Annotated in this window: 13 protein-coding genes; 1 reads left to right on the top strand and 12 read right to left on the bottom strand. The window is 42.4% G+C overall.

Features of this window, described 5'->3' with window-relative positions; translation table 11 throughout:
• Positions 1-3 precede the first annotated feature (3 nt).
• The 5 genes from filE to ADA42_RS02660 form a co-directional block, all read right to left on the bottom strand.
• The gene (gene filE, locus ADA42_RS02680) at positions 4-1,224 is read right to left on the bottom strand and encodes a putative pilus assembly protein FilE (protein ID WP_275042480.1); all 1,221 of its coding nucleotides are present in this window, start codon (positions 1,222-1,224) and stop codon (positions 4-6) included.
• Positions 1,225-1,265: 41 nt separating this feature from the next.
• Positions 1,266-2,930 carry an OmpP1/FadL family transporter gene (locus ADA42_RS02675; RefSeq protein WP_004934875.1) on the bottom strand — a complete coding sequence of 555 codons (1,665 nt, stop codon included), beginning with the start codon at positions 2,928-2,930 and terminating at the stop codon, positions 1,266-1,268.
• A gap of 14 nt (positions 2,931-2,944) precedes the next feature.
• A complete protein-coding gene (locus ADA42_RS02670) occupies positions 2,945-4,099 on the bottom strand; it encodes a hypothetical protein (RefSeq protein ID WP_048763467.1) in 1,155 nt (384 codons plus the stop codon).
• Positions 4,100-4,153: 54 nt separating this feature from the next.
• Positions 4,154-4,987 (bottom strand): C39 family peptidase, encoded by an 834-nt coding sequence (locus tag ADA42_RS02665; protein ID WP_004934869.1) that lies wholly within the window; start codon positions 4,985-4,987, stop codon positions 4,154-4,156.
• Between the two features lie 215 nt (positions 4,988-5,202).
• Positions 5,203-6,045 (bottom strand): DUF6160 family protein, encoded by an 843-nt coding sequence (locus ADA42_RS02660; protein WP_004934866.1) that lies wholly within the window; start codon positions 6,043-6,045, stop codon positions 5,203-5,205.
• A 244-nt stretch (positions 6,046-6,289) separates the two neighbouring features.
• On the opposite strand from ADA42_RS02660, the gene pabB reads away from it, so the two are divergent.
• Positions 6,290-7,648: an aminodeoxychorismate synthase component I gene (gene pabB / locus ADA42_RS02655; protein ID WP_048763505.1), complete on the top strand. Its 1,359-nt coding sequence runs from the start codon at positions 6,290-6,292 to the stop codon at positions 7,646-7,648.
• Here pabB and hisC read toward each other — a convergent pair.
• The 7 genes from hisC to ADA42_RS02620 form a co-directional block, all read right to left on the bottom strand.
• Positions 7,636-8,727 carry a histidinol-phosphate transaminase gene (gene hisC / locus ADA42_RS02650; RefSeq protein ID WP_048763465.1) on the bottom strand — a complete coding sequence of 364 codons (1,092 nt, stop codon included), beginning with the start codon at positions 8,725-8,727 and terminating at the stop codon, positions 7,636-7,638. The genes pabB and hisC overlap by 13 nt on opposite strands.
• Positions 8,728-8,797: 70 nt before the next feature.
• The gene (gene hisD / locus ADA42_RS02645; protein WP_004945451.1) at positions 8,798-10,087 is read right to left on the bottom strand and encodes a histidinol dehydrogenase; all 1,290 of its coding nucleotides are present in this window, start codon (positions 10,085-10,087) and stop codon (positions 8,798-8,800) included.
• Between the two features lie 259 nt (positions 10,088-10,346).
• Positions 10,347-11,039, bottom strand: a complete 693-nt coding sequence (gene hisG, locus ADA42_RS02640) for an ATP phosphoribosyltransferase (protein WP_004934855.1) — start codon at positions 11,037-11,039, stop codon at positions 10,347-10,349.
• Entirely contained in the window at positions 11,039-12,295 is a 1,257-nt protein-coding gene (gene murA / locus ADA42_RS02635; RefSeq protein WP_004945443.1) for a UDP-N-acetylglucosamine 1-carboxyvinyltransferase, read from the bottom strand. Before murA ends, hisG begins: the two co-directional genes overlap by 1 nt.
• Before the next feature lie 6 nt (positions 12,296-12,301).
• Positions 12,302-12,553: a BolA family iron metabolism protein IbaG gene (gene ibaG, locus ADA42_RS02630; RefSeq protein WP_004934849.1), complete on the bottom strand. Its 252-nt coding sequence runs from the start codon at positions 12,551-12,553 to the stop codon at positions 12,302-12,304.
• A gap of 134 nt (positions 12,554-12,687) precedes the next feature.
• On the bottom strand, positions 12,688-13,026 hold the full coding sequence (gene hpf / locus ADA42_RS02625) for a ribosome hibernation-promoting factor, HPF/YfiA family (protein WP_004934846.1): 339 nt from the start codon (positions 13,024-13,026) through the stop codon (positions 12,688-12,690).
• 161 nt (positions 13,027-13,187) lie between these two features.
• Entirely contained in the window at positions 13,188-14,636 is a 1,449-nt protein-coding gene (locus ADA42_RS02620; RefSeq protein WP_048763462.1) for an RNA polymerase factor sigma-54, read from the bottom strand.
• Positions 14,637-14,958 lie beyond the last annotated feature (322 nt).

Raw genomic sequence — 14,958 nt, 5'->3', positions numbered from 1 at the left:
GGGTTAACGGATTGCCGTTAACTTGATTTGTCCTTGATTTGTCAGTAACTTGTCTTCTACGTCCAGAGCGGAAGCCAACGGTGTCATCAAAATATAATGCGCGTTTTCGGGTAAACGAATGATGCCTTCTAATGCTGCATATTTAAGTGCAGTTGCAGGATACTCTTGATTTTTATAGCCGCTCACCCCTTCGAGTACACAGCCTTTCTGATCGAGAAACACTACAAAAGGCCAATAAAATTGGGGATTGGTTTGAGTCGATGCATATGAGGTCAGTTTCATTTGCTTTAATGGCTCAGACAAGCGCACCACATCATAATCAAAGGTATTTTCAAGCGGTTTTCTTGGCCAGACCGAAACTTCTTTTTGCGTGTCGAAAACCTTGGCTTTCTTAATTTTTTTACCTTCAAAACAAGTCGTATCCAAACTTTCAGTTACGTCTTGCTTAGGCATAATAAAGTAGGTCGAAGACAATGCGAGTGTCTCAGTCGGAGTTTCACTTGCCTTCGGTTTAAGCACCTGATTCAAAAAAGAACGACTAACCCCTTTTTCACGCTCGACTGACTGCATACGCACAACACCCGTTTTTGAGTCAATCTCCCCTTGTGGCATCATGTAAAAACGTTTTTTTCCATCCAAGTTAAATTCACGATTTTCTAAATATTCACTGTTGACGTATTCTTCACCACCAATACTGGAAATATAGGGTGACTGCTTGCTTGATGATGTATCAGTCTTCACCGCAGGCAATGGCGCTGTGTTTTTTGTAGCTGTTACTGCCATCTGATCTGAACGTTTCACGGTGGGTTGCGATACATTCAGCATCGATTGGTCAGCACTCTTTGTAGCCATTTGGTCACTTGGAGGAGATTGCGATGGTACGGCAGCAGTATGAGTGGCTTTAATTACAGGCTTTGAAGTCGATTCAGCCAGCGGTATAACCTGTTGACTCGTCGCTTTTTTTGAACTGATAAATCCAGTAGATGTTTGGGTTTGGGTACTTGATACTGCGGGAGTCAATGTAGACGCATCAGTTGGCGCAGTTGGATAGGACTTTTGTACTGGATTTGAAGGAGCTTTTGAGCTGGGAGCGGCAGAATGACCTGTTGAACGCTGAGACGTCTGCTTTTGAATCACCAAAGGACGTCCATCAGGCCCAATAATGGTAAAAAATTCGGCTGCATAAAGATTCATGCCAGTAACTAAAAGTGATCCAGCACACATACAAAACCACAGCCGAGTGCGTCTGATGCTGTTTTTTTTCATTACCACCGTGTCCTGTAGTTAATCCCCAAAATGGTTACTTTTGTATTGGTTTTGACATCTAAACCTGCATAGGGATTGAGCAAAATATTACTCACGCCAGTTTGGTTGGCCAAGGAGCTGCTGCCTGCCGGAATATTGTCTCTACTGCGTAAAAAGCCCACAGACAAATCGACATCGGTATCTGCGTCAAAACGATAACCAATGCCCAGACCGAATAACTGTGCATTATTGATCGGAATCAGGGTATTACGTTTGTCGTCTGGAATGGCAGAAGAACGTGGCTCATAACCCGCTCTCAGTTTCAAGCGATCAGTTGCAGAATACTCAACCCCAATTCCCCAGCTCCATGGTGAGGTAAAATTAAGTGGCAGCGCCAGACTGGTATTGGAGATATCGCTGGAAAGTAACTTGGCAATTTGCAACGCCGAAACCTGCCGATCAAATTCAAATCGGAATTTGTCCCAAGCGCTATAGTCTGTCCACCCCACATCGAAATTGATTTGTAAATCGGGAATAATTTTATAGGTAATCCCTGCCTGAAAGTGGGCTGGATATTCAAAATCCATAGCCACCAAACCAGACTCTGTGGCCGGAATACTGGAAGGAAAACCAAGCACACGTGCAAAGACACTCCCCGTCGCAGAGGAATTTAAACCGCGAATCAACTCGCGCGGTGCACGTTCATTGTCGATAAAATATTTACCCTTGAGGCGCATTTTACTCGAGCTTTGGTACACCATACCAAAGCTAAAATCTTCACGCGGTTCCCAAAGCAGGCCAAGGTTGTAGCTTGGGCTTAACGCCTGTTCGACCGTGACCTTTAACTGTCCAAAGCGGTTAAACGGATTCATACCCTCTTGAGCATTACAAATCCCGAGTAAAAGTAAATCGGTGATAAAGTCTTGATTGTCTTTAAATGGCGCACAGACCACTTCATCAACTAAACGTAATACCCCTATTAATTCGTTTGGAAAGCGTAAATCGGTTTTCAATGAAATGGCTTGATAAGACATTCCAACCGATGCCCCCAAGGACAGTTCATCATTGACTTTAAATGCAAATGAAGGCGATAAGTAGGTAATACGCTCTAGCGCAACCTGCTGCCCCATAAAATTTCCTGGGTTACCATTTTCAGCACCAAATCCTGCGACCAAAGGTGCATAGACTGCTGTGGCATAGGTAATTTTAGAACCGGGCGGCTTATACGCGATCCCTGCAGTAGGTGCAGCAAGCGGAACACCTTCACCCAAATCGACCATTTTTTTCAAAATAGGCACGTAAATACTGGCATATTCAACATCGCCGCGAACCGAACCTTTAAAGTCGGTACACAAGTTCGATGCGACTTCTGGCCCATCGTTACACACCAATGGGTCGTCGGAATAACCAAAAACGTTATATCCAGCCGGTGCAGAAAACTCACGCTGAATATCAAAGTTGGCAATTAAGCCCTGTACATCAGTTTGTAAGCCTTCAATACGGGTTAATGCTGCCGGGTTAAAGTGAATCGCGCTGATGCCCGGCGGATCGGCAGTTACCGCATTACCCAGCGCAAGAGAACGCACATCCACAGAAAGGTTTTGTCCAAGCTGTGCAAAAGTGACATTGGAGCAACCCGTCAGAATAATTGCTGATGCTAACGGGCGTAATCTGAGATATCGCATAGCGACTACTCCCCTTAGCTAATTTTTTTGGCAAATCCAGCAATATCCAGTGGGAACGAGATTCCAAGAGAGACATCCGGTGCATCTTCAGTCAGACCAATGCCCAATGTTCCGTTAATAATGGTTTTAGGAGAGACACGTACACCAAGAGCAATCGCAAAAATAGAGGATGTTTGATCGGCTGGCTTGAACGTTTCACCAGAACTATAGGTAAATTCAGAATTAAAATTGAAACTTTGCTGATACGACATCGTCAATGACACGTCGTAGTTGAATGAATATGCAAAGCCTAGCGAGAAGCCACCACTAATGCCTGGATCAAACTCGGTGATCGTACGTGTACCACGGCGCTGATTAAGATCTGATTCCTTAAATCCGTAGTTGGCAGAAACCGAAGCAAACAGCACAACCGGATCGATATATTTACGCGTACTTGCACCAATACCTGCCGAATAATAGCCCTTACCGGTCGATAAATCCGTGACAGGATTAATTTCGTATGGACTATCGCCCGTTTTGGTCGAAATATTACCAAATAAAATAAGAGGTAAACGCCCTGTCTGGAGTGGGAAAGGTTCCCAACGCGCTCCAAATGCAATATCACCTAAACCGGCAGTGGTGGTATCTTTTAAATTATCCGCTTTGGCCACAAACGGGATCGATGTGGTTAAGGTTAAGTTATCCCGCAGGCCATATTGCAGGGTAAAAGTATTGGTTAAAGTGTGGTTGGCATCTTCTTCAACTCGAAGCTGATTAACAGTACCGTCTTCAATAGCCAAATCTAAGCGTGTATCGCGATAGTAGGTATAATCAATATCGTAGTAACTTGAGATTTCACCACGTTTGATCAGAGAATATTGGCGCTCGTTGGAGGTGAAAACTTCTTGAAGATTACTTTCCTGTGTGGCATCACCTTCTTGTTTTTGAAGTGCCTCAGCCGCCGAATTTGACGAAACAGCAGGTGCTGGCGTACTTGCTGTTGCCTCAGCGGCAGCCGTGCTATTCGACTCGGTAAACACGCTCCCCTGAGCTGGCGCTTCAGAATACTGTGTCGCTGTCGCTTGCTCGGCAGACTTTTCTTGTGATGAGGCAGCGGCTACATCATCTGCCGCATAGACACCCCCAATCATGAGCACATTGACACTCAGTGCCAAAAACGTTTTGTTCATCCCTTGCGTTCTCTTCTTCATTCTATCCACCACGTTATTTTTTTTCTTACCCAACTATTTACGCTTATAATACAACCGCATAAATGTATTTACCTTTTCTCCATAGGTCATCGAATCCTTGTTGTTGTCTACACCCCTTCTAACCGTAGATGCTTTGTCTGCGATGCGTTCCATATAAAAAGTCGGATACTGCATGTCAATCAATGCATAACGGTTGACTGTGGCATCCTCGACATGTCGTAAATCACTGTCTTGAAGTGCCAATAGCGTTTTACGCTGGGCTTCGGGCACTTGAATCAAAAACAAAGTGTTATTTTCCCAGACTTCTTTAAAGCGCACTTCATCGAAACTGATATTGCCTAGTGCTGGATCTGCCACATAGACTCGGCCGTCTTTATAACCTTTGTACACCACAAAATGTTTAAAACCAGCATAGGAAATCGGTACGATTGCTGGCTGTCCCTGATTGACCAGATCTGAAAACTCACCTCGATAACCGCCACTTTCCAAACCTAAAGCGGTCACAAAACGTTTCATATCGAGAAGTGAAAAACTTCTGCGCTCGATAATCCGCTGATATTCGCCAAAACGGAGCAGCCCATTCATGGTTTGTTGTTCGGTCAGTTGGGTTCCAACATAGCCATTCAATAATGTGGTCAGTGCAGCCGATCCACAACTATAGTCATAAGCCTGACGCACAATACCGCGAAACTGATCTTCCACAGCGGGCTTGATCACGACTGCTTCACGGTGCATACGTGTAAAGGATGGCTCTCTGGAATCGAGTGTTTCGGTATATTGAACTGTCCCCGGAGCTTTATCTTTAATATCGAAGGCTTGGGTTGCAAAGTAATAGATCAATGCCGACCCTAAGGTAATCTCTAACATAATCTTTTGGTTCTACTTTTGGGGCAGCAATGCCTGATTTTCATTGTATTTTTTAGAGCAAATACTCTACATTCCCTGTCTTTTGAAGATACCTTTTTTTTGAAGAAATTGCAGCTTTTTTTTGGTTTTTTTGACGAAATACGTATTTTTTTGTAATAACGCATACAAAAAAACGCGTGTCGATCACGCGTTTTTTTGCAGCAATTAATGACGTATTAGTGACCACTAATGGTAATAGTCGAATTCCCCATATTCAGCCCTGCAATTTCAAGATCACCAATTGAACTGGCAGTTTGAGTACCTAAATGTACACCTTGCACATAGGTATTAATATTTTGAGCGCTGGTGTTTTTAATTTGAATCCCGTTTGTAGTGACGCCAATACTGGCATTCAGATTTAAATCACCTGTAGTGTTATTGGCACCACGTACATAGATGTTATCCAAATAAATCTGACCACCACCTTGTGCATCTTTTAAACCCAACTTGGAAATCGTTAAACCACCTTGTAGGGTCGAGTTCAGTACAATCATCGCGCCTTGTGGCGTCGCGCCCAACTGAATATTGGCACTCACTTTACCCAAAGAGAGCGTTAACCCTGTTAAGATTTCGGTTGGTGTACCTGTTACACCACGCAAGCCTGTGGTCGTATTTACAGATGCATTCGAACTCGCGACACCAATTGAACCAATCCCCACATCGACAGCACCCACTGTGGCTGCAATATTCAAAAATGCCCCGTTTGCGCTTCCATCGGTATCAATTTTTAAATCTAGAAGATTATCACTCGAAGTTTGCTTAACGGTGACGCCATTGATGGCAATCGCACCCGCTTTTCCGGTTGCACCCGTAATACCAGTGTCAGTTTTTAAACCATCGTTATCATGTAAATATAGCTTATCAATACTGATTCCGGCATTATCGAGCTTAATCCCAATATTTAAGCCATCCTGACCAGTGGTCGCACTCATAGATGCATCATCCATTGCCTGCATAGCCATGGCATTTGCACTTAATAGCATTGAAGAGACTAAAGCCAATTTCGTCAACATTTTCATTCCAAACTCTCCCAAGAGCATTTATTTTTATTTCTGACTACTCTCATTCTTACAAGAAGAATGTTCCATATCCCTGAGTAGCTGAATTTTGCCTCTTTAAAGTAGCGCTAGTTCACATTTTGTGCAACTAATGTTGCGTAATTTTTGCCATTTTGCCGATAAGTGGCAAGCCAGCTTATTTGCATTTAAATTGTGTAGTAAAATTGCGTTTCTGCTTATCTGTTCATTTTTGGGCGATTTTTCCGTGCGCTATATTCAAAAACTTCCTTTACCAGTGCCATCCATTCAGCATATTTTGACACAACTTCATGCATCGACTGGTTTAGTTTTTTTGAATAATCACGATTCGCCTATCATTGCATTTCATCCTGAAGCTTATGCAATTTATCAGCATGATGAATATCGTTTTTATCAACGTGATGCGTTCACAAATTATCACTTAAATCACGATTATAAAAATTTAAACGATTTTATTCAGTTTGATCCCACTGCTTCAGCTTCATCTGATTTAGGCTTTCAAGGCGGTTATATTGGGTTTATCGGTTACGATATTGCAGCTTCTCAGGATGTATGTGTAAAACATGCAGTACAACCTGCCTTGTATATTGGATTGTATCGAACCTATTTATGCCAGCATGCAGATGGCTGGTATTTTTATAGCGATGCAGAACAGCCTGAACAACACTATAACTGGCTGATTGATCAGCTCAGTCAAACACTTGCTTCTTCCATTCAGCCACTTCGCCTACATCATTCTTTTCATCCACGCTGGTCAAAAAGCGAATATTTACACGCCTTTCATAAAATTCAAGACTACATCAAGGCCGGCGATTGTTACCAGATTAATTTAACCCAAGAGTTTCAAACCTGTTGTGAGGGTGAGCTTCTGTCAAAAGCAGATCAATTGTGGACGCTCACCAACGCACCGTATGCAGGATATTTAAAGCTAGATGATTTTGAACTGCTCAGTTGTTCACCCGAACTTTTTATTGAGTTTGAAGCAAATCGGTCTTTGAAGACGCGTCCAATCAAGGGCACCATGCCACGCTATAAAGACCTTGAGCAAGATGAAAAATCGAAACAGCAACTAAAGTCTTCAGTCAAAGATCAGGCCGAAAATGTCATGATTGTAGATTTACTCCGTAATGATTTTAGCGTTCACGCCGAAACTGGTTCGGTTAAAACCACCAAATTATTTGAAATTGAAAGTTTTAATCAAGTGCATCACATGGTGAGTGAAATTACGGCTCAATTAAAAAAAGATGCCAACCCATTTGATGTTCTTCGTTCTGCTTTGCCAGGAGGCTCCATTACAGGTGCACCCAAAATTCGTGCCATGCAAATTATTGAAGAATTAGAGCAGGCACCGCGCGGCGCATATTGCGGATCGCTTGGTTATTTTAATTTGGATGGTACAGGCAGCTGGAATATCCTGATTCGCACAATACAAAAATATCAGGACACGCTCTCTGTCTGGGCAGGCGGCGGTATCACTATTGCATCAGATGCAGAAGCTGAGTATCAAGAATGCTTAGATAAAGTATCTGCCATGCTGAATCTGATCAATACATGGCAGTCCCACACAGACGATTATGCAGAATGAAATAAACGGCTTAAGCTGTCGATCAAACGCTGATTTTGCACATCGGTACCAATCGTAATACGTAAAAACTGATTGATACGTGGCTTGTTAAAATAACGAACAATAATGCCTTGTTCTCGCAGTTGTGTTGCCAGTGTTGCAGCATCATGTGCTGGATGAGTCACAAAGATAAAGTTGGCTTTTGATGGCAAAACTTTAAAACCGAGTGTCTCAAGCTGCGTTACCAAAACCTCACGGCTTTGAATGACTTTCTCACACTGCGCTTCGAAATATGACTGATCTTGAAACGATGCGACTGCTGCAGCGAGTGCAAAGCGATCAATCGGATACGAGTTAAAGCTATTTTTTACTGCTTCCAGTGCAGCAATCAGATGTGCCTGTGCCAACGCAAAACCAACACGTAACCCTGCCAGTGAACGAGATTTTGAAGTGGTTTGACACACCACCAAATTATCGTAACGTTGAATCAGGCTAACCGCCGATTCTGCTCCAAAATCAACATAAGCCTCATCGATCACCACCACACGATCTGGATTATTTTTCAGCACCTGCTCAATTTTATCGAGTGACAATGCAATACTGGTCGGCGCATTCGGATTGGTAATAATAATCCCGCCGTTTGGTTGCTGATAGTCCTCGACATCAATTTCAAAATGCGCGTTGAGAGGGATTTGCTTGGTTTTGACACCAAAAAACTGACTGTATACCGGATAAAAACTATAGGTAATATCCGGATATAAAATCGCATCGTTTTGAATAAAGAATGCTTTAAAAATATGCGCCAATACTTCGTCTGAGCCATTTCCGACAAACACCTGACTCACATCTAGGTGCTGCTGATCGGCGATGGCCTGCTTCAACTGTAGCGCATCTGGGTCTGGATACAAACGTAAGGCATCTGCCTGATTGTGCAAAACCGCTTCGATTGCCGCCACGACGTTAGGTGAAGGCGGATACGGGTTTTCATTGGTATTTAATTTAAGGAGATTCTGAAGTTTAGGTTGCTCGCCAGGCACATACGGCTCAAGCTCACGGACTTCCGGGCTCCAAAATCGCATTTGTTCATTGCTAATATTCATTGCGCTATTCTCTTGTTGGGGCCAAGCCATAGCCCCTAAAAACGGTTGATGGTTTGGTCAACCTTAAATCTTACTGATAACGGTAGCGAGCTGAGCGTGCATGTGCATCCAGATTTTCCTGTTGAGCCAGAATATCTGCTGTCTTTGCGAGGGATTTTACACCTGCTTCTGAACACATGATGAGGCTCGAACGTTTTTGGAAATCGTAAACGCCAAGTGGCGATGAAAAACGTGCTGTTCCCGAAGTGGGTAATACGTGATTCGGACCTGCACAGTAGTCACCAATGGCTTCAGGCGTAAAGCGCCCCATGAAAATGGCACCCGCGTGGCGAATATCCTGACTCATCTGCTCGGCATCATCTACACATAGTTGTAAATGTTCAGGCGCAACTTGATTGATCAATTCGATCGCTTCAAGACGATCTTTTACCAACACCAAAGCACCACGATTAGCAATTGAAGTACGTGCAATATCGGCTTTTGGTAAAGCTGCCAAATGTTCTTCAATGGCTTGTGCCACATCATCAAGTAGCTGAGCATCTGGGGTAATTAAAATTGCCTGCGCCACAGTGTCATGTTCGGCTTGTGATAACAAATCCATCGCCAGCCATTTAGCATTGTTCTGCCCTTCGGCATAGACCAAAATTTCAGATGGGCCTGCAATCATGTCGATACCGACCTGACCAAATACTGCACGCTTGGCCGCTGCAACGAAACGATTTCCCGGACCCGTAATTTTATCTACACAAGGTACAGTCTGAGTACCATAAGCCAATGCTGCCACTGCCTGAGCGCCACCGATCGTAAATACTCGATTTACTCCTGCCAGATAAGCAGCTGCCAATACCAGCGGGTTTAGCTCACCTTGCGGTGCAGGTACGACCATGACAATTTCAGGTACGCCCGCGACATGAGCAGGTATCGCATTCATTAAGACAGAAGATGGATAAGATGCCAAACCACCTGGAACGTAAATTCCCACGCGATCTAAAGGCGTTACTTTCTGGCCAAGGGTATTACCCAATGCATCGACATAGCTCCAGCCATCTTGCTTTTGCGCTTCGTGAAAACTCCGAATACGCTCTGCGGCGAGTTCAAGGGCTTCACGTACATCGGTGGTCAGTGCTTCAAAAGCTGCTTTAAGTTGCTCTTGGGTCAGTTCCAAATCTGAAAATTGATGCGCTGGATGTCGATCGAACTGTTGAGTGAGCTTAAGAACATGTGCGTCACCATGCTGACGTACATCAGCAATAATTTGGTCTACAGTTTTTAAAAGTTCAGGATCATTTACAGTTTCAAACGCCAACAAGTCTGCAAAGACTTGTTTGAAGTTTTGATCTTGAGTCGATAAACGTCGCATCAATTTACCTACACGGTTTTTAGTGAAAATAGGCTTCTAGTGTACTCTTTTTCAGTGCTTTTGTGGAAACTCAAAAACTCACAATTGGAGTAATGTTTGATTGAAATTCTGGCTCAGCAAGATTTGATTTTCTGATTGATCTTGTCAAAAAAATTTATGTTAAAGACGAATCATCTCATGGTTTTAGGTGATCTATAGCTCTTTTGTTCGATAAAAAAACCGCCATAGAGATGACGGTTTTTTTATCGCTTTGGAATAATTACTTGACCTGACGTGCTGCAACCGCCTGCTCGACTTGCGCCAGAATTGGATTAAGCAACGCTTGCTTGCGCTTAAAGCTGGCTTTATTCACAATTAAACGTGAAGAAACCTGCATGATTTCTTCAAGTGGTTCCAAACCGTTTGCACGTAGTGTATTGCCTGTATCAACTACATCGACAATATAGTCACCCAATCCCACCAAAGGTGCCAATTCCATTGAACCATACAGCTTAATCACATCGACCTGTTCACCAAGGCTGGCATAGTATTGACGTGTTAAGTTCACATATTTAGTCGCAATTTTAAGGCGGCCTTTAGGTGGTGTAATCCCGACTTTACCAGCAGTCATCAAACGGCAATTGGCAATTTTAAGATCCAGCAACTCATACACATGCTGAGCACCATGCTCCATCAATACATCTTTACCCGCCACACCAAAGTCGGCAGCACCGTTTTCTACATAAGTCGGTACGTCAGATGCACGTAAAATGAGAATACGCACTTTTTGATGTGTGGTTGGAAAAATCAACTTACGCGACTTGTCTGGGTCTTCAAGTAAATTGATGCCAGCCGCTTCAAGCAACGGCAATGTTTCCTTTAAAATTCGGCCCTTACTGAGCGCTAATGTTAAACCATGATCAAAATTTCCCATTACGTTAAAGTTTGGATCATCGTTTCTCATATCATTCATTAACTTACTCGCTTAATCTGCGCGCCTAAACCTTGCAATTTCTCTTCAATATTTTCATAACCGCGATCGATATGATAAATACGATCAATCAGCGTTTCACCCTGCGCAACTAGCGCAGCCAAAACCAATGAAAATGATGCACGTAAATCAGTTGCCATCACAGGTGCCGCTTGAAGCGTTTCAACACCAGTGACAATCGCATCATTGCCTTCAACCTGAATATTGGCACCCATACGTGACAATTCAGGGACATGCATAAAGCGATTTTCAAAGATGGTTTCAGAAATAGTCGCAAATCCTCGACCAATCACATTGACTGCCATCAGCTGCGCTTGCATATCTGTTGGGAATTCAGGATGTGGCAGTGTTCTAAAACTGACCGCTTTCGGACGCTTCCCAAGCATATCCAACTCGATCCAGTCATCACCACGAGTGACTTCAGCACCCATTTCTTCAAACTTTTCTAGCACAGATTCAAGTAAGGCTGGGTCGGTATGTGTGGTTTTGACACGTCCACCTGTAATTGCAGCAGCGGCCAAGTAAGAGCCCGTTTCAATACGATCGGCAACGACTGAATATTCACACCCTTGCAGATGTTCAACGCCCGTCACAACCAGCGTACTGGTGTCTAAGCCTTCAATCTTTGCACCCATCTTAATGAGCATTTGGGCCAAATCGGTAATCTCTGGCTCTTGCGCAGCATTTCGAATCGTGGTGACACCTTCAGCCAAAACTGCTGCCATCAAGAGATTTTCCGTACCACCAACCGTGACCATATCAAAGGTGATATCGGCACCCTTTAAACGACCATCCACAGTGGCATGTACGTATCCATTTTCAACTTCAATTTGCGCACCCAATGCTTCAAGCGCTTTAAGATGCTGATCGACCGGACGCGAACCAATTGCACAGCCGCCTGGCAGCGATACCTGCGCCTTGCCATAGCGTGCCAACAATGGGCCAAGAACCAAAATAGAAGCACGCATGGTTTTAACCAACTCATACGGTGCAAATTGATTATTGAGTGTCGAGGTATCCGCTTTAACCGTATCGCCTTCATAGTCCATGGTAATACCAAGACCAGCAATCAATTTTACTAATGTATTTACATCTTTAAGATTTGGAACATTACGCAAGGTAATTGGCGTTTCGGCCAAAATCATGGCAGCCAACAAAGGTAATGCTGCATTTTTTGCACCCGAAATACGCACTTCGCCTTCGAGCTTTACTCCACCCGTAATAAGAAATTTATCCATGTAGAATTAAGCTCCGAATAGACTTGCTTTGCGCCATTCGTCTTTGGTCATCGCACGAATTGTGACTGCGTGAACTTCACCACTGGCAATATAAGAGTTCAAAGGCGCATAAACCGCTTGCTGACGTGCAACCGTACGTTTTCCTTCAAATTGATCATCCACGATACGGAGGTCAAATTTTCCAGCTTGTCCACTTACTACTACTTCCGCCGCGGGAAATGCATCTTGTAAAATTTGTGTAAGCTGTTCATTATTCATTGCGAGACCTCTTATACAACCTTGGGTGTAAAAACCCGTCATTCTACTATAAATCATGAAGATAATTCAGTAGTAAACTACATTTTGTTCATAAAAAAAGAGGCTGGAGACCAGCCTCTTACTATTTAAAAAAATCAAACAGGAACAACAACTTGCTGATAAGAGCATTGTATTTTACGATGCTTTTGCAATTGCCGTTTTAATTTTTCTGAGAGTTTTTTTATCGAAGTATACATATCGTCGGCAGAGGCCTGTGCAAAAAGCTCTATACCAGGTAAGCGTACTATCGCTTCAGCGATATGATTCGAACTGCCTTTGTGAGTTCGTTTATCGATTTGATGATCTTTTGAAAGTTTCACCTGCATGCTATTCACTTGATCTAAATGTTTTGTCATTTGACCAAATTTAGATTTAATATCGTTTTCAATGGCAGGTGTGATAGTTAAATGATGTCCACGAATTGTTATCTGCATAATTTTATCCCTCACCTTCTATCAGGATATTCATGTTCGCAAAATGAACTTAAGACAATAAAAGTTTGAAGCACGTCAATAAGTCATTTCAACCATTCCTTAAATAAAAAAGATTCATTGTTTTGCAACAATGAACCAGTAGGATAGTCAGATTTTTTAGATCAGATCAAGACTTTTCTCTCAGACGATGATGCAATATGTAACGATTCACGATATTTCGCCACCGTTCTACGCGCCACATCAATCCCCTCATCTTTGAGTAAATTGGCAATCGCATTATCTGACAAAGGCTTACGTGGATTTTCAGCAGCGACCATTTTTTTTATTCTGGCACGAATCGCAGTTGATGAACATTCGCCTCCAGATGTGGTACCAACATGACTTGAAAAGAAATATTTCAATTCAAACAAACCACGTGGTGTCAGCATATATTTATTGGTCGTCACTCGTGAAACTGTTGATTCATGTAATTCAACTTCTTCGGCTACATCACGTAAAACCAAAGGTTTCATGCCCTCTGGGCCAATTTCAAAAAAGCTACGCTGATGCTGCACAATACACATCGCCACTTTTAACAGCGTCTTATGACGCTCATCAATACTTTTAATAAAATTTTTAGCTTCGAGCATCTGATTACGAAGATAAATATTATCGTCGCTTTGATCTGCCCTACGGATCATATTCGAATAAAATGAATTGATGCGTAATTTAGGCATGATGTCTGGATTCAACTGTACTTGCCATGATTGATCTTTTTTACACACCACAACATCCGGAATCTGATAGTCAGACTCTTGCGACTCAAAACTCAAACCTGGATAAGGTTTTAAGGTTTTTAAAAACTCAATCACGGCTTTAACTTGCACCATAGAAAAACCAGTGTATTTCAAAAGCTTGTTTAAATCGTTACTGACCAAAAGTTCGTAATATTTTAATAAACATAATCCTTCATTACGTAATGGAGTGTTTGGATCCAAGACATCCAACTGAATTTTAAGACATTCAGCAAGATTTTTAGCGCCGACACCCACCGGATCGAGACGTTGAATATGTTTGAGCACCACAACGACTTCATCCGCTTCGATTTCTTCACTCATACCTGCTTCAGACAGCAGATGTTGTGCTGCTTCAATCACTTCATCAATTTCAGCATCGAGAAATCCCTTTTCATCCAAACAATCTACAATGCAATAGGCAATCAAGCGATCAATCGTTGAAAAGTGGAGTAAATTAACTTGCTCTAAAATATGTTCTTTTAAAGTATGTTCGGCTTGTCGATTATCCTCACGCTCTTCGTATTCAGGTGACGCTAGTGCAGTTGACTGATGGGTATAGATATCATCCCAATCGGTATCTACTGGTAAATCGTCAGGTAAATGATCTGCATTAAGATTTTGTGTCAGATCTGTACTTTCTTGATTTTCAGCATGAGAAAGACTTTCTGCAGTGCTCTCTTCTTCTATTTTTTCCAATAAAGGATTACTGTCGAGCTGGATTTGGATTTCTTGTTCGAGTTCCAAGCTTGATAATTGCAGTAGACGTATTGCCTGTTGTAATTGAGGGGTAAGCGATAAAGAATTCGCAACTTTCAATCCAACTGATAACTTCATAAAGCAACATCCCAATAACGAGTTACATAAAGCAAAAAATGTGCCGATATTGAAGTTATAGCATAGGAATTAACTTTATCCTACAAAAAAAAATGTTTGAGAAACAATTAATTTGTAAAAAATAGATGATGAATTATACAAAATGAATAAAAGCTATTCAGATTAACACGCGAACTTAAGCTAGTTTATCTCATAAACAATAAAAAATGATCACACACGTTATCTATTCATGTATGGCAGGTACTTATTTTTAGGCATAGAAAAGCCCCCTTAACATTTATGTTAAGGGGGCTTTCGTATTTAAAAGCTGGCGATGACTTAC

This window comes from Acinetobacter sp. 243_ASPC (assembly GCF_001054715.1).
In the GTDB taxonomy this organism is placed as follows: Bacteria; Pseudomonadota; Gammaproteobacteria; order Pseudomonadales; family Moraxellaceae; genus Acinetobacter; species Acinetobacter soli.
The sequence above is the reverse complement of the archived record's forward strand: the minus strand, read 5'-3'. Positions and strand labels throughout refer to the sequence as shown.

What these genes read in the sequence shown, in the direction of transcription:
- filE (WP_275042480.1), bottom strand. Translation starts at nt 1,224, where the DNA reads ATGTGTGCTGGATCACTTTTAGTTACTGGCATGAATCTTTATGCAGCC.
- ADA42_RS02675 (WP_004934875.1), bottom strand. Translation starts at nt 2,930, where the DNA reads ATGCGATATCTCAGATTACGCCCGTTAGCATCAGCAATTATTCTGACG.
- ADA42_RS02670 (WP_048763467.1), bottom strand. Translation starts at nt 4,099, where the DNA reads ATGAACAAAACGTTTTTGGCACTGAGTGTCAATGTGCTCATGATTGGG.
- ADA42_RS02665 (WP_004934869.1), bottom strand. Translation starts at nt 4,987, where the DNA reads ATGTTAGAGATTACCTTAGGGTCGGCATTGATCTATTACTTTGCAACC.
- ADA42_RS02660 (WP_004934866.1), bottom strand. Translation starts at nt 6,045, where the DNA reads ATGAAAATGTTGACGAAATTGGCTTTAGTCTCTTCAATGCTATTAAGT.
- hisC (WP_048763465.1), bottom strand. Translation starts at nt 8,727, where the DNA reads ATGAATATTAGCAATGAACAAATGCGATTTTGGAGCCCGGAAGTCCGT.
- hisD (WP_004945451.1), bottom strand. Translation starts at nt 10,087, where the DNA reads ATGCGACGTTTATCGACTCAAGATCAAAACTTCAAACAAGTCTTTGCA.
- hisG (WP_004934855.1), bottom strand. Translation starts at nt 11,039, where the DNA reads ATGAATGATATGAGAAACGATGATCCAAACTTTAACGTAATGGGAAAT.
- murA (WP_004945443.1), bottom strand. Translation starts at nt 12,295, where the DNA reads ATGGATAAATTTCTTATTACGGGTGGAGTAAAGCTCGAAGGCGAAGTG.
- ibaG (WP_004934849.1), bottom strand. Translation starts at nt 12,553, where the DNA reads ATGAATAATGAACAGCTTACACAAATTTTACAAGATGCATTTCCCGCG.
- hpf (WP_004934846.1), bottom strand. Translation starts at nt 13,026, where the DNA reads ATGCAGATAACAATTCGTGGACATCATTTAACTATCACACCTGCCATT.
- ADA42_RS02620 (WP_048763462.1), bottom strand. Translation starts at nt 14,636, where the DNA reads ATGAAGTTATCAGTTGGATTGAAAGTTGCGAATTCTTTATCGCTTACC.